We start from the raw sequence: 23,199 nt of genomic DNA, 5'->3' as shown, positions 1-23,199 counted from the left end.
TCAGTTTTCAAAGGGCAATTTCGATCGACAAAATGCGCGCCGTTAGGCTATTCAGCTTTGTCGGTTGTTGTCGTCTCGTTTAGCGGCGACTTTTATAATATATCACATTCGCCCAGTAGATTGCAAGCATTTTTTTTAGACTTTTTTTGGAGTCGAGGTTAAACCCCAACGACCCACAATTTCAGTGCCGCCAAAGCGGCTAGTCCAGGCAAGCCCAGAACGCTTACGGTCCCAACCGTCACTGCGTTCAGAGGTAGCTCCAAATGCGTATATGAACTGAACAGATTTAGAATATACAACAAAATCGAAGCAAATGCAATATGCAGGCAAATCATACCTAGCCATTGGAACGCATACCGATTGCGCAGCATGACCAATCCTAACAATAAACCGGACCCGACGAGGACGCTCCACAGCAAATACGATTTCACGAAGACACCTCCATCGAGCGAGCGGCACATACTTCTTTAGCCGAGATATTCAAGTTTTTGGCTTGCTTCAGCAGCATTTCGAATCGCTTCTCCGCCGCTTCGAGGGCAAAGATGGCATAATCGATCTGTTCTTTTTCGACGACGTAATCAAAGCGTCTCTGCGCTACTTCCCATTCCATATGGGCTTTGCGGATTTCTTCCACCAGCAGCAGACGGTCCTGCTCAACGGCTTCGCGCTGCAGGCGCTCTTTCTTGCTTCCGATCTCCCATTTCCAAAGCTTCATTCCCGTCAACCTCCCGATTTAAGTCTCCAGGGTTTGTCCTGCTACTTAAATATTTATAGGGAGCTTAGCTGGGTTAGAACCAAAAAGAAGCCTTCTCATAAGCATCCATGCGGCGATCCGCGCAAATCATGCTTCGAGAGCTTACAGCAATCCCGTGTGCGTAACCGCAAATGGACGACTGCAAGCCGGCTTCTTGTGGTATCAAATCAATGTTTTATTATAGCTCTCTTCTGCCTTCCAGCGCCTTGGTCAAGGTTACCTCATCCGCATACTCCAGATCTCCTCCGACGGGCAGCCCGTGCGCAATCCGGGTCACCTTGAGGCCGAACGGGCGAACGAGCCTGGATAAATACATCGCAGTCGCTTCGCCTTCGATATTCGGGTTCGTTGCCAGAATCAGCTCCTGTACCTGTTCGTCGCTCAGCCGCTTCAGAAGATCAGCGATCCGGATTTCGTCCGGCCCGATGCCTTCCATTGGGGAAATTGCCCCGTGGAGAACATGATAGTAGCCGTTAAATTCCTTGGTCCGCTCCATGGCAACCAAGTCTTTGGGCTCCTGCACGACACAAATGACGGAAGCATCCCGGCTTTTATCCTGACAGATGCGGCAAGGATCGGTATCGGTGATATTGCAGCATACGGAGCAATAGTGCAGATTGCGTTTGACATTGACCAGTGCTTTGGCAAAGTCGATGACATCGTCTTCCTTCATGCGCAGCACATGAAAAGCAAGACGCCCCGCCGTTTTGGGTCCGATCCCCGGCAGACGGGAGAAAGAATCGATCAGTTTGGCTAGCGGTTCCGGATAAAACAAGCGATTGGCTCCTCACGCATTAAAGTTGAAAACCCCAGAGAAGGTTCTGGGGCTTGATCCGGCTTCGATTAGAACAATCCCGGGATATTCATACCGCCGGTTAATTTGGACATTTCTTTGCCAGCCATTTCTTCGGCTTTGGTCATCGCGTCGTTGACGGCGCTAAGCACCAGATCCTGCAGCATTTCCACGTCGTCCGGATCGACCGCTTCCGGTTTGATAACAACGGCCGTAACTTTCTTTTGTCCGTTTACCGTTACGCTGACGACACCGCCACCGGACGTCCCTTCGACGGTACGGTTCGCGAGATCCTCCTGAGCTTTGAGCATTTGCTCCTGCATTTTTTTCACTTGCTTCATCATCTGATTCATGTTGTTCATGAAAGACACGCTCCTCGTCGCTTAATCTTCTTTAATTTTAACCAGATCTTCCCCAAACAATTGAATGGCCTCGCTGATCCACTCTTCCTTCGCGCCGCCGGATGCCCCTTCGTCCTCCGGAACGAGCTGCAGCTCCTCCTTCGGTCCGTCGCCCGGCTTCGCCTGGTCGGCGGCAGCCTTCCAATCCCTCAGCATCATGGTCACGAGACGATACGGCTGACCGTATACTTCGGCCAACACCTGTTCGATCAGCTGCTTGTTGGCCGGCTTCTCGGTCGTCTCCCGGTGCATCGCGCTCTTGAAAGCTACGAGTACGTTGCTGTCATGAACGGAGACGGGCTCCCCGTCCACAAGCCACGCATGAACGGTGATTTTGAGCTCTTTCACCCGCCCAAGCACCTGGCTCCACTGCTGAACCACGTTGCGGAAAGCCGGATCATCCCTGCCCTGCAGGTAAGCTTCCAGTTTCTCGATCTTCTTGATGACGGCAGGCGCAGGCGCCGGACGCGAGCTTGCCCCGGATACGGGACTCGAGGCTGCGGGAGCGACTCCCTGCTTCAGCAGCTGAGACAGTTGCTCCTCCAACCGCTGAATGCGGTTCATCAGCTGTCCGACTACCCCGTCCTGACGTTCCGAAGCCGGTGCCCCGCTTGCGCTCGATCCGCCTGCCGAAGCAGACGATGCGCCCGCCTGACTGCAAAGCTTCATGAGCGCGACTTCCAGCAGCGTCTGCGGCTGAACGGAATATTTCATCTCCGTCTGATAATGGTTCAACGTATCGATCATGGCAATCAGCGCATCGGCGGAAAACCGCTGTGCCACCTCGGCAAATCGTTTCACGTCGAGAATGCGCTCGGTGAGCGCCTGCGAGCCGGGAACCATTTTGACCATCAACAGGTCGCGGAAATAATAAATCAGGCTCTCCATGCACTTATCGGCGCTTTTGCCTTCCTGCATAAACGTATCGATTAACCGCAACGCGGCGCCTACGTCTCGATCTTGTATCGCCGTCACCAGGCGCTCGAATTGATCCGAAGCCATCCCGCCTGTGATCGATAATACGTCATCATACGTCACCCGAGTGCCTGAAAATGCGATAATCTGATCGAGCAGACTAAGTGCATCGCGCATACCGCCATCGGACAGCCGCGCGATGAACGCCAGCGCGTCGTCGTCGCTCTCGATCTGTTCGTCGGCGCACACTTGACGCAGGCGCTCCACCTGCTCCTCAAGCGACACACGGCGAAAATCAAACCGCTGACAGCGTGAAATAATCGTCGCAGGTAGCTTATGAGGCTCCGTCGTAGCCAAAATAAACATGACATGGGCCGGCGGCTCCTCCAACGTCTTGAGCAGCGCGTTGAACGCCTCCGTCGTCAGCATATGCACCTCGTCGATGATATACACCTTCTGGCGCACTTCGGTTGGTGCATATTTCACTTTATCCCGGATGTCGCGGATTTCATCCACGCCGCGGTTGGAGGCGGCATCGATCTCGACGACATCCATGACCGTGCCCTCAGTAATGCGCACGCACGCATCGCATTCGTTGCAAGGCTCTACGCCCGGCCCGTTCAAGCAGTTGACGGCTTTGGCCAATATTTTGGCCGTGGTCGTTTTCCCGGTTCCACGGGGACCGCTGAACAAATAGGCGTGGCTGAACCGCCCTTCGCGAAGCGAGTTTTGTAAGGTTTGGACAATATGCTTTTGGCCGACCATATCGTGGAACGACTGCGGCCGCCACGTTCGATATAAGGCGATATGTGCCATCTTGCCCTCTCCAAATGATTGTTTGTCGTCTATTATACTACACTTGGAGGGAGGATTGAAGCCGCACCGCTTTTAAGGAAACGGAATGCTCACGGTGAACGTCGTGCCGTACCCTTTGGACGATACCCGGATATGCCCTCCGATATCCTGAATGATCCGCTGGCAGACTGACAGGCCCAATCCTGTTCCTTCTGCTTTGGTCGTAAAGAACGGATCGAAAATTTTATCAATTACATAGGCAGGGATGCCCGGACCGGTATCATGAATTTCGATATTGACCAAGCGTTCCTCCAAATCGACTTTCTCGCTTACCGTCAAGATACCCCCTTCTCCCATCGCTTCGATTCCATTTTTGCTTATATTGAGAAACACCTGCTTCAGCATCTCACGGTCCGCGACCACATGCGGCAATCCGTAGTGCGACTCATATTGAACAACGACCCGGTGCAGGATCGCTTCGTTATTGATAATAGGCAAAATGTCCCGCAGCACTTCGGAGATGTCCACTTCATCGTATGTAACGTTCTTCGGCTTGCCGAGCAGCAAAAATTCGTTGACCAGCTCGTTGATCCGATTGATTTCTTTCAGCATCACCACGGTGTACCCGTCTTCACGTTCCATACCCTGCTCTTGAAAGGTTTTGCGCAGTACTTGCAAAAAGCCCTTGATCGACGTGAGCGGGTTGCGGATTTCATGGGCCGTGCCTGCAGCGATTTGGCCGATCATCGCCAGACGGTCGCTGCGCTGCACCTGTTCCTCCAGGGAACGCAGGTTGGTGACGTCCTTGAAAATAAGATAAGCGCCGACGATCCGCTCTTCTTCATCCCGAAGCACACTGGAATCGACCAGCAGCTCGTATCGCTCCTGGTTATTGGTCCAAGACAAGGCATGGTTGCGTACGACCATCCCGTCCAATATACTCCGCTGCACCAGCCAATGCTCGGCAGGCAAATCGGCAAAAATGGAATCCAGCGATTGATGGAGTACCTTTTCTCTTTCTAACCCCAGCACGCGGCAAGCCATGTCACTGATATCGATCAGCTCAAATTCGGTATTGATCAGCATCACTCCGAGATTCACGTCCCGAAGGAATATGCCGGCAAAGCGTTGAAGCAAGGTCAGTTCGTGCCGCATCGTCTTCCTCCCCCCATTAATCAGCGGATAGCCGAGCGCAATGGGTGTATGATTATGGTTTACTTAGCCTGGTTAACTTTAGTATACAATTCTCCTAATTTTTTCATTTTCCTTCTGTCAAATACAAAAAAACACCAAGTTCGACAAGCTTTTACAGCTCATGATCTTGGTGTTATTGTTTTTGTTATGAAGGAAACCGCGCACCTACCTTGATATTACGATCCAAGTGGAATTTTTATCGTCAGCTCAAGTTAGGCCACCCTCCGGCACATGAAACATCCTGCTTATGGCTGCTTCCTTCCGGACCTGACCAAATTCACAGGCATCCATTGCGGAGGACCCGACTCTCAACACCAACTTTAAAACCCAAACCTTACATCGCAATACCGCGAATAGGCGTTCGACCCCGCTACAGCGGATTGCGGGTTACAGGGCACCGCTACCTCCCCGTCTAGCACGGCATAGATAAGTATAGTCGATTCGTGTCCAAATAGCAACCTCAAGGGGTTATTTAGCAGTAACGGTAACGTTAGCATTATATCTCGGCGCGGCGAAAGCCAAAGCTTCGGCAGCCCCCTGCCGGATCCGTTCGATTTCTTCCGGCGAGGTATGGGCGGGAGCATTCAAACGAACGTAAGCGGTCGGCCCGTTCAAGCTGATGCTCGTGATGCTGACGTTCGGAAACCTCTGGCTAATCGCATTCTGCATGACGCGCAGATCATCGGGATATGTTCGAAAGCTGGCACTAAGCGGCATATTCGGGTTCGTCTCGGTAATCCCGAGCGCGCCGTCCCGGGTATGCGTCGCGGAGTTTTTGGTAAACTTTTGCTGCTGGCACGCCGCAATCCCGGACAACGCCAAAGCTGCGCTCAGCAGAACGGCAAGCGATCTTAACAAATGAAAACACCTCCTGCAGCTCTAAGATCGGATGATCTTAGGATAGCCACAGGAGGCGCGCTTATGCCGTTATGCTACTGGCAACAAATTACATGCCATATTTCTTTTTGAATTTATCGACGCGACCGCCGGCATCCACAAATTTTTGCTTCCCGGTAAAGAACGGGTGGCAAGCGGAGCAAATCTCTACACGAAGATTTTGCTTAATGGATCCCGTTTCAAACGTGTTACCGCATGCGCAAGTAACCGTCGTTTGATGATAAGTCGGATGAATCGCTGTTTTCATTGCCCTTTCACCTCTTTTGCCCTGAAACACCATGTGAATCAGAGTTATCATTTAAACACACATGAGCAATTATAACACGTCCGTTAGCCGCGCTGCAACTGTTTCTTGCGCCGTTCCGCCAGCTCGTCCGGAATGTGCGTATACGAACCAAGCACGACATCCGGCAGCTCCTCGCGGAAAATTTCCAGCATCTGCTTCATGCCGTATCGTTCGCCCCGGGCCTCAGGAATAAGGCTCAAATAACTCTCCGGGTCGATGTTCAGGTTACGCAGCTGGATCAGCTTCAGATCGGTTCGGCGGGCGAATTCGATCATCGCTTCGATCTCTTCCTCCCGGTCGGTAACCCCGGGGAAAATAAGATAGTTGATCGACGTGGCAACCCCTTTGTCAGCGGCGTAGCGCAGCGATTTCTCGACATTGCGCAGCGTATAGCCGCGCGGCTTGTAATAGGCGTTGTAATGATCGTCCAACGCGCTGATCGTGCTGACGCGCATCAGATCGAGTCCGGCGTCCACGATGCCGCGGATATGATCGGTTAAGCCGGCATTCGTATTGATATTAATAAAGCCCAGATCCGTACGGCTCCGCACTTCGCGGATCGCTTCGATGATCGTCTTGGCTTGGGTGGACGGCTCGCCTTCGCAGCCCTGCCCGAAGCTGATAATGCTCTCCGGCGTCTTCAGGTGCTCCAGCATGACCTGCACGACTTCTTCCGTCGAGGGCTTGAAGTTCATCCGGGTCTGCGGCGCCGGAAACCCGCTATCATCCGGCTGCTCGGAGATGCAGCCGAAGCAGCCTGCATTACAGGAGAACGAGACCGGAACAGCTCCTTCCCAACGGTTCAAAAACGTATTGGAAGCCGTCAGGCACTCGTATCCAAGGGCACAATTGGACAAATGCTGAAACAGCCGGTTGTCCTTGTAATCTCCAAGAATCCGTTTTACTCCTAGCTCCAATTCGTCGGGATCGCAGTTGCGCGGGTTCCAGCGCTCCGGATCGTCGCAAGCCTCGGCTGCGACGTAGAAGCCGCCGTCTTTCCATACGACCGCCGTATAACCGAACAAAGGCAGCACTTTGGATTGATCAGCCTTCACGTAACCCGGCAGCAGCAGGCGGGTAAAGCTCTGCGGCAGCAAGGCTCCGACCGCGGAGAAGTCCCCCGGCACGACCTTCATTTCGCCCGTCCGCTTATGAACGCCGATCGGCCGCGTATCCGGCAAGCTGACGAGAGTGGCTCCTTCAGGCAGTGGAATTAGCTCGTTTTCCATCATTTCCGTTACCAGCTCGCCACTGCGGCCAAGGCCCGTGTATTCTGGATGGTCGAATAGGTTGCCGTCACGGTCCGCATAAACCAGATTCATAAGGTCCTCCTTCTACGAGACGGAGTGCTTGACCCGACGGGATGTGCCACCGCTGCCGCCCGATTGCGGGCTGCCGCCGTTCGGATCGAGGGTATCCAGAAACTCTTGGTTCGTTTTCGTCTCGGCGAATTTTTTGAGGAACGCATCGATGTAATCGTGCGAATCGTTCATTCCTTTGCGGATCGCCCATACCTTGTCGAGCTCTTCTTTCGTCAGGAGCATTTCTTCGCGGCGCGTACCCGAGCGGCGGATATCGATAGCCGGGAAAATGCGGCGTTCCGCCAGCTTGCGGTCCAGATGCAGCTCCAGGTTCCCGGTTCCTTTAAACTCTTCATAAATGACGTCGTCCATCCGCGAGCCGGTTTCGATCAAGGCTGTCGCGAGAATCGTCAGGCTGCCGCCTTCTTCGATATTGCGCGCAGCACCGAAGAAACGTTTCGGCCGATGGAAGGCCCCGGGATCGATACCCCCGGACAGCGTCCGGCCCGTCGGCGGTACGACGAGGTTGTAAGCCCGCGCCAGACGCGTAATGCTGTCCAGCAAAATAACGACGTCCTTCTTATGCTCCACAAGCCGCTGTGCGCGTTCCAGCACAAGCTCAGCGACCTTGATATGATTTTCCGGCACCTCGTCGAAGGTGGAAGCGATCACTTCCCCGTTGACGGAGCGCTGCATGTCGGTAACCTCCTCCGGGCGTTCGTCGATCAAGAGAACGAACAGCTTGACATCCGGGTGATTGGTCGAGATGCTGTTGGCGATTTCCTTGAGCAGCAGCGTTTTTCCCGCTTTCGGCGGGGCTACGATCAAGCCGCGTTGGCCAAAGCCTACAGGAGCCAGAAGATCCATCAAACGGGTGGACAGTTTCGTAGGAGAGGTTTCCAGACCCAGTTTCCTTTGCGGATAAAGAGGAGTAAGCGCTGCGAAGTGCAGCCGTTCCGAGGCCGTATCCGGGTCTTCGCCGTTGACGGCTTCCACGTGCAGCAGCCCGAAGTAACGTTCGTTCTCCTTGGGAGGCCGACATTTGCCGGATACGACGTCGCCGGAACGCAGATCGAATCTGCGAATCTGCGAAGCGGAGATGTAAATATCCTCCGAGCTCGGCAAATAGTTGATCGGCCGCAGAAAACCGAAGCCCTCCGGCAGGACATCGAGCACGCCCTCCATGAACATCAAGCCGCTTTGTTCGGCCTGTGCGCGTAGAATGGCAAAAATAAGTTCCTTCTTCTTCATTTGGCCGTAGTACGGGATTTGATGTTTTTTAGCCAGCTTGTAAAGCTCTGTGAGCTTAAGCGCTTCAAGCTGAGCGAGATGCATATCCATAAATTTTCAACCACCAAACTATTAATTTTTCTAGCCAGTGCAAAATATACTCTAGCCTTACCCAATTTCGGAACAATCTATACCGTTCTTAGTCATTCTGCCGCCAAACTTCCGCTCCTAAATTCGATAGATTGGTTACCAGATGATCGTAGCCTCTGTCGATATATTCAACGCCTGTAATTTCCGTAACGCCGCCCTCGACCGTCAATCCGGCAATAACCAGCGATGCACCTGCGCGAAGATCGGTCGCTTTAACCTTGGCCGCGCTTAGCTGACTGCCTTCGATGACGGCGGATCGGCCTTCCACTTTGATCTTGGCCCCCATACGCATGAGCTCCGGGACATGCTTGAACCGGTTGCTGTACACATAGTCGCTCAAAATGCTGACTCCGCGCGTCTGCGTAAGCAGACTGCTCATCGGAGACTGCAAGTCGGTCGCAAACCCGGGATATACGAGCGCTTTCACGTCCACACTTTCGTATTCCGGCTGCCCGACCACACGGATCGATTCGTCCATTTCGTAAATATGTACGCCCATTTCCTGCAGCTTGGCTGTTAAGGCTTCCATATGTTTCGGGATAACATTATCGACAATGACGTCACCGCGCGTTGCCGCTGCGGCAATCATGTAAGTACCTGCTTGAATGCGGTCCGGAATGATCGAATGACGGCAGCCGTGCAGCGCATCGACGCCCTCGATTCGAATCGTTTCGGTTCCTGCGCCTTTGATTTTGGCGCCCATGGAGTTCAAAAGTGTAGCTACATCTATAATTTCAGGCTCTTTTGCCGCATTTTCAATAGTCGTGACGCCTTTGGCCCGCGAGGCCGCCAGCATGATGTTAATCGTCGCCCCTACGCTGACGACGTCCAGATAGATTTTTGCTCCGCGCAATTCTTTCGCCTGGATGTGCAGGGCGCCGTTTTCGTTCGTAATTCGTGCCCCCAATGCCTCAAAACCTTTGATATGCTGATCGATCGGCCGCGGTTCGAAATTGCAGCCGCCAGGCAAACCTATTGTCGCCTCGCCGAAACGCCCGAGCAAGGCCCCCATCAAATAATAGGAAGCTCTAAGCTTCTTCACGTTCCCGTTAGGCATCGGCCGGGATAACAGCCGGCTCGGATCGATCATCATCTGATCCTTGCTCCATTCTACCGATGCGCCGAGTTCCTGCAGCAGCTCGGTATAAATCGCCACGTCGCTAAGGATAGGCAAATTATCGAGCGTAACTGCCGTTTCCGATAAAATGGCGGCCGGTATAAGCGCAATCGCGCTATTCTTGGCCCCGCTGATTTGAACCGTTCCCCGCAGCGGGCGCCCACCGGCGATCATCAATTTCTCCATTCGTTGTTCTTCCTCCCACTTCACTGCTTTAACGCATTACCAGTCAGGTGCAAACTCGTCTAAGTTGGGTTCCGTGCCTACGTTTACAAAAGAAGAGAGGGAAATACACCGAAATCCGGTGTATTTCCCGCTGTGGTCGATTAAGCTTGGTTGGCGCTTCCGAACAGCTGGATTTTCGATTTTACCACTTCAACCATGGCTTTGCGGGCAGGAGTGAGGTATTTGCGAGGATCGTACACTTTCGCGTCTTTATTAAGAACTTCGCGGATCGTTTGCGTACAAGCCACTTGATTCTCGGTGTTCACGTTGATTTTGCCTACGCCGGCTTCGATGGACTTGCGGATCATTTCGTCCGGAACGCCGGAGCCGCCGTGCAATACGACCGGAACCGGAATCGCTTTTGATACCTTCTCGATAATATCGAAATGGATGTTTGGTTCGCCGGCATACATGCCGTGTGCCGTACCTACGGCAATCGCCAAGCAGTCGACGCCTGTCTCTTCGTAGAAGCGGATCGCTTCTTCCGGTTTCGCCAGGTTGGCAGCGGACTCATCTACGCTAATGTCGTCTTCCACGCCGCCGATCGTTCCAAGCTCGCCTTCGACGGATACGCCCATCGCATGCGCAGTTTTCACGACCTCTTTCGTCAGACGGATATTTTCTTCAAAGGAATAATGCGAGCCGTCGAACATGACGGAGCTGAAGCCTGCGCGGATACATTTCATCGCGACTTCGAAGCTGCTGCCATGGTCAAGATGCAGGGCGATCGGAAGACCGGATTTCTTAGCGGCCGCTTCCGCGATCGCTACCGTAAATTCGATGCCCATATACTTCAGCGCGCCTTCGGATACGCCAAAAATAAACGGGGATTTCAATTCTTCCGCCGCTTCCGTAATGGCTTGGGCAAATTCCAAGTTATTCATATTGAACTGACCTACTGCATACTTGTTCGCTTTTGCTTTAGGCAAAAATTCGTTCATCGAAACGAGTGGCATGGTGGTTCTCTCCTCCTATGTCGTTAATGACCGTGCCAGAGTGCTTGTCTGTACTCTTTTGTCATACTGGCCCATTATATCATAGATCGCGACAAACGTTAATAATCTATCGCACACCCTGCCCAAGACGAGAGACTCCAAGAAACGCTCAAGAAAAAAGAGGACCCTCATCAGGATCCTACGGCGTAAGAGTTATTGTTAGGAGTTCGCAACTGCTGGTTGACGGCTTGGCGCAGCTCGTCGATGTCGAACGGCTTCGTGAAGTGCATGATCGCGCCGAGATCGGTCGCTTCCTTGATCATGTCCAGCTCTCCGTATGCCGTCATCATGATGACTTTGATCGACGCATCAATGCTTTTAATGTGCTTGAGGATATCGAGACCGTCCATGCCCGGTATCTTCATATCGAGCAAAACCAGATCGGGCGATACGTTTCTTACAATCTCGAGTGCGAGTTTGCCGTTGGAAGCCTGATAGGTTTCGTAGCCTTCACTGCTGAAAACCTCCATCAACAGGATGCGGATGCCGTTTTGATCGTCAACTATGAGCAGCTTCTTTTTCATCGAGGTATCCTCCTATTCCGTTTCCCTGAGGTTGAGAATTCCGTTCTGCTATGCCCGCAATAACAGTATTCGCTGCCGCCCCCGCGATTCCTGCCGTATCTTCAAAAAAAGTTGAAAACTTTTACAAATTAAGCAGACATGCACAAACCGTTCGCTTCTTGGATATAAAAAAACAGGAAGCGCGTCCGGTTCATGCCGGATACGTCTCCTGCTTGGATAGCTGCGCACAGCGATTTATTTGGAATGATCGTAGGCCGCTTGTACGAAATGCTTGAAAAGCGGTTGCGGACGGTTCGGTCTCGAAGTGAATTCCGGATGGAATTGCACGGCTAGGAACCAAGGATGGTCCGGGCATTCGATAATCTCGACCAAACGGCCGTCCGGGCTTGTGCCGGAAATCTGCAAGCCGGCCGCTTCGATGCGGTCGCGATACTCGTTGTTGAACTCGTACCGGTGGCGATGGCGCTCGTAAACGAGCTCGTCGTCGTAGCAGCGCATCGCGAGCGATCCTTCTTTGAGCTTGCAAGGATACAGGCCGAGGCGCATCGTTCCGCCGAGGTCTTCGATATCCTTCTGCTCCGGAAGCAGGTCGATAACCGGATAAGGTGTCGTCGGATGGATCTCCGAGCTGTTCGCGCCTTCGAGCCCGACCACCGAGCGAGCGTATTCGACAACAGCCACCTGCATGCCGAGACAAATGCCGAAGAACGGGACTTTGTTCTCGCGCGCGTAACGGATCGCCGTCACCTTGCCTTCGATGCCGCGGTCGCCGAAGCCGCCCGGCACCAGAATGCCTTGAACGCCGGAGAGCAGCTGATCCACGTTATCGTCGGATACTTCCTCCGCATTGACCCAGCGGATTTTGACTTCGGTATTGCAGTCGATTCCGGCGTGGCCGAGCGATTCGACAATGCTGAGATAAGCGTCGTGCAGAGCGACGTATTTGCCGACAATGGCAATTTCGGTCGTCGTCTTAAGCGACTTCACCCGGTTCACAAGGGCTTCCCACTCCGTCATGTCCGGCTCGTTCGTGGACAGCTTCAGGTGGTTGACGACAATATCGTCAAGTCCTTGCTCGCGCAGCATCAACGGCACTTCATATAACGTCTCGGCATCGATGCACTCGATCACGGCGCCTGGGTCGACATCGCAGAACTGCCCCAGCTTGCGCTTCATGTCCTCGGTCAGCGGATGCTCCGTCCGGCAGACGATCACATGCGGCTGGATGCCGATGCTGCGCAGCTCTTTGACGCTGTGTTGGGTCGGCTTCGTTTTCACTTCGCCGGCCGCTTTCAAATAAGGAATGAGCGTGACGTGAATGTACATGACGTTCTCACGGCCGATGTCGCTCTTGATCTGACGAATCGCTTCAAGGAACGGCAAACTCTCGATATCGCCCACCGTACCGCCGATCTCGGTAATGACGACGTCCGAATGCGCTTCGCGTCCGGCGCGGAATACCCGCTCCTTGATTTCGTTCGTAATGTGCGGGATGACCTGAACGGTTCCACCCAAATATTCGCCGCGGCGCTCTTTGGCAATGACGGAGGAATACACTTTCCCCGTTGTGACATTGCTGTTTTTCGACAGGTTGATGTCGATAAAACGTTCGTAGTGTCCGAGGTCAAGATCCGTTTCCGCGCCATCGTCGGTGACGAACACTTCCCCGTGCTGGTAAGGGCTCATCGTTCCCGGGTCCACGTTAATGTAAGGATCGAACTTCTGGATCGTGACTTTCAGTCCGCGGTTTTTGAGCAGCCTTCCGAGCGATGCGGCCGTGATGCCTTTGCCTAAGGAGGAAACGACGCCCCCGGTCACGAAAATGTACTTTGTCATCTGTAATACCTCCCAAAAGTTTTGCATCCCGATCCAGGATAAACGGCTCCGACGTCCTTATCTTAAAAGGATAAGCACGTTTATCAAGGTTGATACGAAGCGATAAGTTACGAAGAGTTATAAAATTTTTCCAACAAAAAAAAAAGAAAAAGCCCCCGTAAATACGGGGCACTTTTTTTTCAAAAATCATCAAGGTTCGTAACGTTCCATCTAAAGCCCAGAAAATAGTTTACTCTGAACGATCCCGACTGTCAAGGACAAGCCTGTTTTATTTATTTTCGTCCTCGTCGTCGTCCGCACTGTCGTCGTCATCGCCCAAATCTTCCAGATCCTCTTCGGACTCTTCCTCATCCAGCGTTTCGTCCAGTTCCTCGTCTTCGAGCTCTTCGTCTTCGAAAAACTCGGTTTCTTCCTCGGCTTCTTCTTCCGCTTCAAAATCGTCGTCGCGAGGCGCATCGAACGAATCGTATTCTTCTTCTTCGCTGAATACGTCCTCTTCCTCGGCGTACAGCTCCTCGTCGTCGAGATCGTCATCCTCGTCGTTAATGATGCGCGGACGCTTGCCGCTGCCCACCGAATCCTCGGACTTCTCGACGGGATACCAGCGTTTCAATCCCCATAGATTGGTGCCGACGCACGCAAAGCGGCCGTCGATATTAATCTCCGTATATAATTGCGCAATGACCTGCATGACTTCGTCATCGGACAGACCTTTGATTTTGGCAATCTCCGCCATCAAATCCCGATAGTAATACGGCGTATTGGCCGCTTTCAGAAGCTCAAAGGCAAGGTCGACCATAGGCATTTCCTTGGCTTGCTCTGCGCCGATTTTAAGCAGTAAGTTTTGAGCACTCATTTCGGGGCACATCCCTTCCAACGTCTTTAACTACCACTAAACTATCCACTATCACCAATAAGTAAACCTTATTTTATGTAAAAAAGCAACTGGCCGCGCACCATTTCCCGAAATGGAAACAAGGACCGCACCGGCAGCTCCTTCGCGCTCGGCGCCGTCCGCTGCAGGCGTGATCCTTGTTCCGACTGTATCCGCAAAAGACAAGGAGCCGACCGACCGCTGTCTTTTGCCCCTGCTGAATGAAAGACGGAGGAGTGCCAGACCCTCCCCTACTTATGGTATGTGCCCGCTTTCGCTTTGACACGGTTACGCACCTAATTATTTTGAATAAGGCCATGCGCTCATACAGAAGCTTTCGGTCCCTCATACGATACAAAAAGGAATTTCCGAGCCTGTGGGAGGGAACGACATGAATCCGTCGACGTTCGTGTCATGGCTTCACGAAGCCATGGAAGGCTCCGAGGGTGCCGATGAGCGGCATATTATCCGGTTTCTGAACGACCGTGATTATGCCGCTTTCGCCCGGCAAATCGGCCGGCAGCGGAAATCACTGCCCCGGCTGCACCAGATTCAGCCGCTCCGTCTCATCCGCGCCATCTCCTGCACGCTTCGGGCCGGCAGCGAAGCGGTTTCGGCCCCTTTTATCCGTTCGATCGAGCCGGATACGCGCATTAAGCTGCATGTCTTGGGCCATGCTTCGTCCGCTCTGCCGTCCGGCGAAGAAAAAAAATCGCCCGTCAAGGCTGTCATCCCTTGGGGAGTCCGCCATATTCGCGCCCCGCAGGCTTGGATCAAATCGCGCGGGGAACGAGTCCGCATCGGCGTCATCGATACAGGCGCGGATTATACGCACCCCGACCTTCGCCACTGTTTGTCGCGGGGCGTCAATATTTTAAACCGCCAGCTGCCGCCGATTGACGACAATGGCCATGGCACGCATATCGCGGGGACGATCTCGGCGTACACCCGGCACCGGGGCATTATCGGCGTGGCGCCGCAGGCCATTATTCATCCGGTGAAAGCTTTCGATCAACACGGCGGCGCGTTCGTCTCCGATATTATCGGAGGCATCGACTGGTGCGTCTCCAGCGGCCTCGATATCATCAATATGAGCTTCGGTATGAAAACGTACAGCAAAGCGCTGGAAGCGGCGGTGCTCAGCGCCTACCGGAGCGGCATCATCGTCGTAGCCTCCTCCGGCAACGAAGGCAATCAGGCCGAGGTCGACTATCCGGCCCGGCTGCGGCAAGTGATCGCCGTCGGAGCGACGACCCGCAAAGGCAGGATTGCCCCCTTCAGCAATATCGGCAAACAGATCAACATCTACGCGCCCGGGGAAAAAGTATACTCCACCTGGCTGCGGGGCAAGTATCACGAGCTCAGCGGCACGTCCATGGCCACCTCCCACGTCACAGGGGTTATCGCGCTGATGCTTGCGAAAAAGCCTGGTCTCAAGCCGCTGCGAATAAAAAATTTGCTGCGCAAGCACGCCCGCTATATCATAAAATCGCGCAAAACGATAACCGGCGCCAAGGAAATTCACGCCTTTCGAAGCGTATCCGCCGTATCCAAATAACCGGTCACTCCGGTACGGCTACGGCGGTCAGGCATATGCTGCAGCGCTCGGGCGCTTGTCCCATCACCGACAGCTCATAGCTCCAGCGGACGGCAAGCAAAGCGTCCGGTCCATCCGCGGCGACGTCCAGCGTTTGGGTAAACGTCTCCAGCTCAATACGCCCTTGAGGGGTCTGAAGATAGCCGTAATGCCGCCGGTCCGGAACGAACGTCTGCTCGAACGATACGTCCCCGTGCCGGACAATCCGCACTTCCCCCTGCTCTACCCGGACGGTCGTTACCGTACGACCCATCTCCGCTTCCGGAGGCTCCGCATACCGGAGGTATGCATGCCGTCCCTTCGAGAACCATTCGCCTGTCATCCTCCGCACGATCCGTTCCCCGCCGCTGTCGCTTTCCAGCGTAATGCATACGGTCCGCTTGCCGGTACCGGATTGCTGCTTTTCCGTCATCTTCGTTTTCTCTCCCGTCCTGTTTGATCCTCCTATTGTACAAAAAAAAGAAGTCCACGGACAGGACTTCTTCCGCTCCCGGACAAGCCCGGACTCGACGGGAGGCGGCGGGTCTTGCTAAGATGGTATAGGAAGAGCGGACTTCCATTTATGGAAACCAAATGAAGACTTCCTACGTCTGTTATAGTAAGTTTCGGCTGCCGCGAGAGGCAGCCACCAATCCATCCCTAGGAGATTGCTCATACCCATGGATTCCAACGAAAGCAACCGCAATAAAAAATTGTCAAGAAGATCATTTCTGAAAACTTTGACGTTAAATGGCGCCGGACTCGTTGCCCTGCCCGGGGCCACCTACGGATATGCCCGTTACGCCGAGCCGAAATGGCTGGAAGTCACACAATATACACTGTCATTTGCAAGACTGCCCCAACAGATGGACGGTATAAAAATAGTGCAGTTCAGCGACGTGCACCTCGGCTTTAACTTTGATACGAAGGACTTGTCGGAACTGATCGGACTGATCAACCGGATTCAACCGGATATCGTATGCTTTACCGGAGATCTGGTGGATTATGCCGTCGGACCCGACGGCGACGCCTATGCCCGCGTACTCTCGGAGCTGAGGCCCCCGCTGGGAAAATATGCGGTGCTGGGCAATCACGATTACTATAAAGAAGCTCCAAAAGTTGAAGCTCTATTGGAAACCGCCGCTTTCGAGCTGCTGACCAACAGGATGGTCCGGATTCAACATCAGGGGAGCAGCTTCGTCATGGCAGGCGTAGACGACCAATGGAAAGGCTACCCTGACATCGACAAGGCGCTGGCCCGCGTTAAACCGGAGGACTTTGTCCTTTTGCTATCGCATTGCCCCGATTTTGCCGATATCGCCGTACAGTATCCGGTTGACCTCCAACTGTCGGGACATAGCCATGGGGGTCAAGTGCGACTGCCGTTCTACGGGCATGTGGTTACGCCGAAATTCGGAAAGAAATATGTCCTCGGGCATTACGTTCTTGGCGCCGGCAAGCTGCAGCTGTACGTCAATCGGGGCATCGGCGTTTCCGAGCATCCCGTCCGCTTTCTATGCCGTCCGGAGCTGACGGTGTTCACTTTGCGAAGAGGTTAAGGCGGCGCAGCAAGACCCCCAGCCCCAATACCGCCACGGCCCCGAACAATTCAAGCTCCATATCGTGCTGTGCGTCCCACGGATCGCCTTGCGATCCAAGAAACAACGCGCCCATCTCCGGGGCTACCAGTCCGGCGACCCACATCTCGATCAACTCGTAAAACGCGCCGGTGGCCAGCACGACGGCGACGGCAAGCGCATCCGCCGCAAAGCCTCTCAAGCCCGCAAGCCTCCTAAGCGCCTCCCGGATCGGTCCGGCTAGCAGCACTCCATAAGCCAGATGCACCAGCCGGTCATACGGCAGACGCCCCCCGCCGAACAGCAGCTGCAGCAGCGGATCGATCGGCGTCGCGCCGTAGGAGCTATGCGACCCGTACGTATGAAGCGCCAAAAACAAAGCGATCCCCACATAAGAACCGTGACTGAGCGGAAACCTTCGGTAGGTTCCGATCAGCCCCCCCACGCACAGAAAGATCAGCAAATTTTCCAGCAGCCAGTCGAACCGGTTGGTTGGCGCTATCGCCATCCATGCCCAGAATCCCCCATACGCCAGCAGGACGAAAAGCGGAAACGCAGGTTTTGTTGTTGCCACCCATGATTTTGCCGCATTCAAACGCGAGCCCCCCTCTCTTTTATGGCTCTATTTGTAGGCCGCATCCAACGGGGGGATAAGTACTAACTTCGACTAGTACCGGGCGGGTGGGCAGCCAACGCAAAAAGCCGCCACGCTTCCCGCAAGGGGAAACATGGCGGCGGCACTTCCGCGCAATTCGATTACTTCACCAAGCCGAGCAGCATTTCACGAATCAGCTTGCTGGCGACGATCTGGGTCTGTTCCGTCGGGTCGTAGGCCGGGGCCACTTCGACGAGATCGGCGCCGACGAAGTTCAACTCGGAGGCGGCCATTGCATGAATCGCCGCGAGCAGCTCCTTGGACGTGATGCCGCCTGCTTCGGCGGTACCGGTGCCCGGAGCGCACATCGGATCAAGCACGTCGATGTCGATCGTCAAATAAACCGGACGTCCGGCCAGCTCAGGCAGCACCTTCTTGAGCGGCTCCAACACTTCGAACGGATAGAAATTAATATTCTCGCGTCCGAACTGGAATTCCTCGCGGGAGCCGGAACGGATGCCGAACTGGTACACGTTCTTGCCGCCCATGAGCAGCGCTGCTTTACGAACCGGCGTCGAGTGGGACAACGGCTCGCCTTCGTACTGCTCGCGGAGATCAGCATGCGCATCGATGTGGATGAGCGCAAGATCCGGGTATTTCTTGTATACCTCTTGGATGACCGGCCACGAAACGAGATGCTCGCCGCCAAGGCCGAGCGGAAATTTGCCGTCGGCCAGCAGTCCGCGGACGTATTCGCCGATGATGTCGAGGCTGCGGCCCGGGTTGCCGAACGGCAGCAGCAGGTCGCCTGCGTCGAAATAATTGATGTCTTCCAAGCTTTTATCCAAATACGGGCTGTATTCTTCCAGACCGATCGACACCTCGCGGATACGCGAAGGGCCGAACCGGGAGCCGGGACGGAAGCTGACGGTATAGTCCATCGGCATACCATAAATGACGGCGCGGGACGCCGCATAGTCGTCCGAGCTCAGAATGAACACGTTGCCGGAATATTTTTGATCAAGTTTCATCAGTCGCTAGTCTCCTCCGCTTACTTCGTCAAATCTTCTACGAATTTCGGCAGTACGAAAGCCGCCTTATGCAGACGCGGCGAGTAGTACTTCGTGTCGATTTCCGGAATTTTCGTTTCGTCAACGGCGAGCGGATCGTGCTTCTTGCTGCCCATAGTGAAGGTCCAGAGGCCGCTCGGATACGTCGGGATGTTCGCACAGTAGACGCGGACGATCGGGAAAATTTCCTTCACGTCGCGGTTGACGTTTTGGATCAGATCCGCTTTGAACCACGGGTTGTCCGTCTGGGCTACGAAAATGCCGTCTTCCTTCAGCGCGTCGTAAATGCCTTTATAGAAGCCCTGCGTGAACAGGTTCACCGCCGGACCGACCGGCTCGGTGGAATCGACCATGATCACGTCGTACGTGTTCTTATGGTCGTGGATGTGCATGTAGCCGTCGTTCACGATCACTTCCACGCGCGGGTTGTCCAGTTCGCCTGCGATGGTCGGCAGGTACTGTTTGGAGTACTCGATAACTTTGCCGTCGATGTCGACCAGCACCGCTTTTTCCACTTCCGGGTGCTTCATCACTTCGCGGATGACGCCGCCGTCGCCGCCGCCGACCACGAGCACGTGCTTCGGATTCGGATGCGTATAAAGTGCCGGATGCGCAACCATCTCATGATAGACGAACTCGTCCTTCACGGTCGTCATGACCATGCCGTCGAGCACGAGCATCGTGCCCCATTCTTCCGTTTCGATCATTGCAAGATCTTGGAAGTCGGTTTTTTCGGTGACGTGCGTTTTGCTGATTTTTGCCGTAATGCCGAAGTTATCGGTCTGCTTCTCCGTGTACCACAATTCCATATGTAATTCCACCTTTCGTTCGGTTCGTTAGGGCCGGCCGTACAAGGGCCGGAAGACGGGCGGACATCTGCTTTTTTCCAAGGATTCAGCTTGTCTCTGGCATGTCAAATTGTATTATAGAGTATCTCCCCGAAATTGCAAATACAAAGAGGGTCGTTCCGTCCGTTTTTCAAAAAAAATTAACGTTTCCGCCGGCCCCTCGTGAATACGCGCTGCTATGTTTTTCCATACTGGGAATAGAGACGGAAAGCATCGGCGGAAAGACGGAAGGAGCTGACGGAACGTGTCGGACATGCCCAAAAAACAACCTGCGCCGGAAGACGGCGGAGCGCTCCGCTTCGCCCGGCGGCTTAAAGCGTGGCTGTCGTTTTCGTTTACGTGCCTGCTGCTCGGCGCCGGAATCATGATCGTGCTGCTGCTGTTCATGCGCTCGCAGGCGCTTCCCGTGTCCAAGACGGAGGCGGCGTCGGAGATGTACGACGTGCACGGCGAGCTGATCGAAGCGTACGGCGCGGTGAAAAACCGGCAGAGCGTACCGCTGAAAGACATTTCTCCGAAGCTGCTCGATGCGACGCTGGCGGTGGAAGACCGCACGTTCTACCAGCACTACGGGTTCGATCCGAAGGGGATCGTCCGGGCGGCCTGGGTCAACCTCCAGCATATGTCCAAGGTGCAGGGGGCCGGCACCATCACGCAGCAGCTCGCGCGCAATCTGTACTTGTCGCACGAGCGGACGTGGACCCGCAAAATCAAGGAAACGTATTACGCCGTGCAGATGGAACTGCAAATGGGCAAGGACCAAATTCTGGAGCAATATTTGAATCAAATTTATTACGGGCATGCGACATACGGCATCGGGGCGGCGGCGAAGCTCTTCTTCGGGAAAGAGGCCAAGGACCTGACGCTGGCCGAAAGCGCGCTGCTTGCCGGCATTCCGAAAGGACCGCGTTATTATTCGCCTTATTACGATATGGACAGTGCGCTAGACCGGCAAAAAACAGTGCTGCAGACGATGGTGGAAGCCGACTACATCTCGCAAAGCGAGGCAGACCAGGCGGCGCGGGAAAAGCTGCACATCCTGCCGCTGGAGGAGCATAAAAAAGCGGTGACGGCCCCCTACTTCCGCGACTATGTGCGAGGCGAGGCAGCCGATCTGCTCGGCCTCGAAGACAAGGAATTCGTCGAAAGCGGCCTGCGGATTTATACGACGCTAGACTTAAAGGCGCAGGCCGTTGCCGAGGAGGTCGTGGCGAAGCAGCTGGAAAACTATTCGGAGCTGCAGGCGGCGCTTGTCGCCATCGATCCGCGCAGCGGATATGTCAAAGCGATGGTCGGCGGACGCAATTACGCCCAAAACCAATACAACCGGGCGCTGTCCAGCACACGGCAGCCGGGGTCGTCGTTCAAGCCGATCGTGTATTTGACGGCGCTGAAGGAAAAGGGATTCACGCCGGCCACCCGCTACAAAAGCGAGCCGACGACGTTCACCTACGATCAGGGACGGCAAACCTATACGCCCAATAACTTCGGCAACGCCTATTACGATTGGATCGATATGAGGACGGCCATCGCCAAATCGGACAATATCTACGCCGTGCATACGGTGCTGGAAACCGGACCGGACCGTGTCATTGAAATGGCCCGCCGGATGGGAATCACAAGCCCGATGAAGCCGATGCCTTCGCTCGCGCTGGGCACGTTCCCCGTCAGCCCTTACGAGATGGCTTCGGCCTTCGGCATCCTCGCCAACCAGGGCGTGCGTGTCGAGCCGACGGCTATCGTGCGCATCGAAGACCGCCGCGGGCGGGTGCTGTACGAGGCGCATCCGAAGCAGGAAACGGTCATTGAGCCCGCATATACCTACGTGCTGACGCAGCTGATGGAGAGCGTCTTCGACCAGGGCGGCACGGGCAGCAGAGTGTCCAGCGTGATCAAGCGCCCCGTAGCGGGCAAAACCGGCACGACGGATACGGACGCCTGGCTCGTCGGCTATACGCCCGAGCTGTCGACCGCCGTCTGGGTGGGCTATGACAAAGGGCGCAACATCAACAACGTCGAATCGCACCTGGCCGCTCCGCTCTTCGCAGAGTTTACGGAGCGGACGCTGGAATCGGTACCGCCGAAGCTGTTCCCGGTACCGGAGGGCGTCGTGAGCGTCTATGTCGACCCGGCGACCGGCAAGCTGGGGAACGACGACTGCCCGGGCTCGCGGGTGGAAACGTTCATTCAAGGGACGGAGCCGACGGAATACTGCACGCAGCAGTCCGGGAAGAACGACGCGGGCAAAGTCGGCAAAGGAAAGCAGAACCGCTCGTGGTGGGAAGACCTGAAGCGCTGGTGGAGCAACTAAAAACCGGGAGACGAAAGAGGATGGCGCAAGGCAGACGGAAAGTCTATTGTTAGCGGAAACACAAAAAGGCAGACCTACGGTCTGCCTTTTTGCTGTCCTAGTATATGATGCATATACTAGCCATTAGTATACATCGATATAGCAAACGGTACAATGACCGTCACATAATGTACAAAAATTTTAATTGGCCAGCGCTTCATGCAGCGCGGCATCGGAACGCTGCCACATATCCGGATCGTTGTCCACCAGCAATTGCTTCAGCACCGCTTTCTGCTCCGGCCCGAGATTGTCCAGCATGATGCGGCGTTTGAGCGCATAATCCATGCGGTTCACATGGTCGACGAGCAGCTTCCAGCCCTTGCGCGCCTCGGTATCGATCCGCATCTCGCAGGAGGTGACGCCGGCATAGTATTTGCCCTCTTCGTTAAAATCGACCGCCACCCATACGATCCAACACGGACGGCCGTTCGGCACTTCCTCGGCGTTGACGGTAAACTTGATGCCTTTCTCCACCTTGCTCTTCGCGTGCAGCGCCCCCAGATCGAGATACGCCTCCGCCCCGTCGATAATGACGCTGGAGAGCTGGCTTAGATCGATCGAACCCTGCCCGAAGCCGCGGTGCTTCGTCTCCTTGCTGCTGACGATGTTCAAGGTCGGCAGCTTCTTCTTCGTGTCCGCCGCCTGCGCGTTTTGTTCATTTATATCCATCCGTGCACCACCTGTTTCACGTGATAATAAGCTATTCCCAAATGTCCCGATCCGCTGCAGCCAAGCAGAAACCTAAAACTGCGGATATCAAAATTGTACTAAAAAGCGGTCCCCCCGGCAAGTTCCGCTCTTGCGAACGGCTGCCGATTCTTTTTCGGGACGGTAGAAATAATCCTCGTCCCCCCCACATATACATGCTGTAGATGCTTGTCAACGGGGTGAATATT

The 23,199-nt window shown here is 54.6% G+C and carries 23 protein-coding genes and 1 other RNA gene; 3 read left to right on the top strand and 21 right to left on the bottom strand.

Translation table 11 applies throughout. The annotated features are described in order from the left end of the window. Positions 1–158: 158 nt before the first annotated feature. The 16 genes from ET33_RS25075 to rpoE form a co-directional block, all read right to left on the bottom strand. Complete coding sequence (locus ET33_RS25075; protein ID WP_036688414.1) at positions 159–431, bottom strand: pro-sigmaK processing inhibitor BofA family protein; 273 nt, start codon at positions 429–431, stop codon at positions 159–161. Next, positions 428–715, bottom strand: coding sequence for a DUF2508 family protein (locus tag ET33_RS25070; protein WP_036688411.1), 288 nt, complete (start codon positions 713–715; stop codon positions 428–430). Before ET33_RS25070 ends, ET33_RS25075 begins: the two co-directional genes overlap by 4 nt. A 217-nt stretch (positions 716–932) precedes the next feature. Continuing rightward, entirely contained in the window at positions 933–1,529 is a 597-nt protein-coding gene (gene recR, locus ET33_RS25065; protein ID WP_010500328.1) for a recombination mediator RecR, read from the bottom strand. Between the two features lie 68 nt (positions 1,530–1,597). Further along, on the bottom strand, positions 1,598–1,909 hold the full coding sequence (locus ET33_RS25060) for a YbaB/EbfC family nucleoid-associated protein (RefSeq protein ID WP_036688408.1): 312 nt from the start codon (positions 1,907–1,909) through the stop codon (positions 1,598–1,600). A 21-nt stretch (positions 1,910–1,930) separates the two neighbouring features. Continuing rightward, a complete protein-coding gene (gene dnaX / locus ET33_RS25055) occupies positions 1,931–3,679 on the bottom strand; it encodes a DNA polymerase III subunit gamma/tau (RefSeq protein ID WP_036688405.1) in 1,749 nt (582 codons plus the stop codon). Between the two features lie 72 nt (positions 3,680–3,751). Then, the gene (locus ET33_RS25050; RefSeq protein WP_036688402.1) at positions 3,752–4,813 is read right to left on the bottom strand and encodes an ATP-binding protein; all 1,062 of its coding nucleotides are present in this window, start codon (positions 4,811–4,813) and stop codon (positions 3,752–3,754) included. 196 nt (positions 4,814–5,009) lie between these two features. Continuing rightward, positions 5,010–5,273, bottom strand: an RNA gene (ffs, locus tag ET33_RS37055) — signal recognition particle sRNA large type. Positions 5,274–5,320: 47 nt separating this feature from the next. Beyond that, the gene (locus ET33_RS25045) at positions 5,321–5,710 is read right to left on the bottom strand and encodes a hypothetical protein (RefSeq protein ID WP_036688399.1); all 390 of its coding nucleotides are present in this window, start codon (positions 5,708–5,710) and stop codon (positions 5,321–5,323) included. A gap of 88 nt (positions 5,711–5,798) precedes the next feature. Further along, entirely contained in the window at positions 5,799–5,996 is a 198-nt protein-coding gene (rpmE, locus tag ET33_RS25040) for a 50S ribosomal protein L31 (protein ID WP_010500323.1), read from the bottom strand. An 83-nt stretch (positions 5,997–6,079) separates the two neighbouring features. Beyond that, positions 6,080–7,357 (bottom strand): radical SAM protein, encoded by a 1,278-nt coding sequence (locus ET33_RS25035; protein ID WP_036688396.1) that lies wholly within the window; start codon positions 7,355–7,357, stop codon positions 6,080–6,082. 12 nt (positions 7,358–7,369) lie between these two features. Further along, complete coding sequence (gene rho / locus ET33_RS25030) at positions 7,370–8,677, bottom strand: transcription termination factor Rho (protein WP_036688394.1); 1,308 nt, start codon at positions 8,675–8,677, stop codon at positions 7,370–7,372. 88 nt (positions 8,678–8,765) lie between these two features. After that, entirely contained in the window at positions 8,766–10,019 is a 1,254-nt protein-coding gene (locus tag ET33_RS25025; protein WP_036688390.1) for a UDP-N-acetylglucosamine 1-carboxyvinyltransferase, read from the bottom strand. Between the two features lie 140 nt (positions 10,020–10,159). Continuing rightward, entirely contained in the window at positions 10,160–11,014 is an 855-nt protein-coding gene (gene fba, locus ET33_RS25020) for a class II fructose-1,6-bisphosphate aldolase (RefSeq protein ID WP_010500318.1), read from the bottom strand. A 170-nt stretch (positions 11,015–11,184) separates the two neighbouring features. Continuing rightward, on the bottom strand, positions 11,185–11,577 hold the full coding sequence (locus ET33_RS25015) for a response regulator (protein ID WP_010500317.1): 393 nt from the start codon (positions 11,575–11,577) through the stop codon (positions 11,185–11,187). A 234-nt stretch (positions 11,578–11,811) separates the two neighbouring features. Next, positions 11,812–13,413 (bottom strand): CTP synthase, encoded by a 1,602-nt coding sequence (locus ET33_RS25010; protein ID WP_036688387.1) that lies wholly within the window; start codon positions 13,411–13,413, stop codon positions 11,812–11,814. Between the two features lie 268 nt (positions 13,414–13,681). Continuing rightward, on the bottom strand, positions 13,682–14,269 hold the full coding sequence (gene rpoE / locus ET33_RS25005; RefSeq protein ID WP_036688384.1) for a DNA-directed RNA polymerase subunit delta: 588 nt from the start codon (positions 14,267–14,269) through the stop codon (positions 13,682–13,684). Positions 14,270–14,678: 409 nt separating this feature from the next. Between rpoE and ET33_RS25000 the strand changes: the two genes are divergently transcribed. Next, positions 14,679–15,845: a S8 family peptidase gene (locus ET33_RS25000; protein WP_036688382.1), complete on the top strand. Its 1,167-nt coding sequence runs from the start codon at positions 14,679–14,681 to the stop codon at positions 15,843–15,845. Positions 15,846–15,849: 4 nt separating this feature from the next. Here ET33_RS25000 and ET33_RS24995 read toward each other — a convergent pair whose 3' ends face one another. Further along, the gene (locus ET33_RS24995) at positions 15,850–16,296 is read right to left on the bottom strand and encodes a DUF1934 domain-containing protein (protein WP_036688379.1); all 447 of its coding nucleotides are present in this window, start codon (positions 16,294–16,296) and stop codon (positions 15,850–15,852) included. A gap of 247 nt (positions 16,297–16,543) precedes the next feature. Between ET33_RS24995 and ET33_RS24990 the strand changes: the two genes are divergently transcribed. Next, a complete protein-coding gene (locus tag ET33_RS24990) occupies positions 16,544–17,422 on the top strand; it encodes a metallophosphoesterase (RefSeq protein ID WP_036688376.1) in 879 nt (292 codons plus the stop codon). Here the strand turns inward: ET33_RS24990 and ET33_RS24985 are convergent. The 3 genes from ET33_RS24985 to speE all read right to left on the bottom strand — a co-directional run bounded on the left by ET33_RS24985 (position 17,403) and on the right by speE (position 19,914). Further along, positions 17,403–18,035: a DUF2238 domain-containing protein gene (locus ET33_RS24985; RefSeq protein ID WP_081890480.1), complete on the bottom strand. Its 633-nt coding sequence runs from the start codon at positions 18,033–18,035 to the stop codon at positions 17,403–17,405. The two genes, ET33_RS24990 and ET33_RS24985, sit on opposite strands and share 20 nt — an antisense overlap. Before the next feature lie 161 nt (positions 18,036–18,196). After that, positions 18,197–19,066 (bottom strand): agmatinase, encoded by an 870-nt coding sequence (speB, locus tag ET33_RS24980; protein WP_036688373.1) that lies wholly within the window; start codon positions 19,064–19,066, stop codon positions 18,197–18,199. A 20-nt stretch (positions 19,067–19,086) separates the two neighbouring features. Further along, the gene (gene speE, locus ET33_RS24975; RefSeq protein WP_036688371.1) at positions 19,087–19,914 is read right to left on the bottom strand and encodes a polyamine aminopropyltransferase; all 828 of its coding nucleotides are present in this window, start codon (positions 19,912–19,914) and stop codon (positions 19,087–19,089) included. A gap of 292 nt (positions 19,915–20,206) precedes the next feature. Here speE and ET33_RS24970 point away from each other — a divergent pair, with 292 nt between their 5' ends. Continuing rightward, entirely contained in the window at positions 20,207–22,264 is a 2,058-nt protein-coding gene (locus tag ET33_RS24970; RefSeq protein ID WP_036688481.1) for a transglycosylase domain-containing protein, read from the top strand. A 180-nt stretch (positions 22,265–22,444) separates the two neighbouring features. On the opposite strand, the gene ET33_RS24965 is transcribed toward ET33_RS24970, so the two are convergent. Further along, positions 22,445–22,972: a YwhD family protein gene (locus ET33_RS24965; protein WP_036688369.1), complete on the bottom strand. Its 528-nt coding sequence runs from the start codon at positions 22,970–22,972 to the stop codon at positions 22,445–22,447. Between the last annotated feature and the right edge of the window lie 227 nt (positions 22,973–23,199).

Origin of the sequence: Paenibacillus tyrphae, from assembly GCF_000722545.1 — a bacterium.
Lineage (GTDB): Bacteria > Bacillota > Bacilli > Paenibacillales > NBRC-103111 > Paenibacillus_G > Paenibacillus_G tyrfis.
This window is presented reverse-complemented; position numbering and strand designations above follow the sequence as displayed.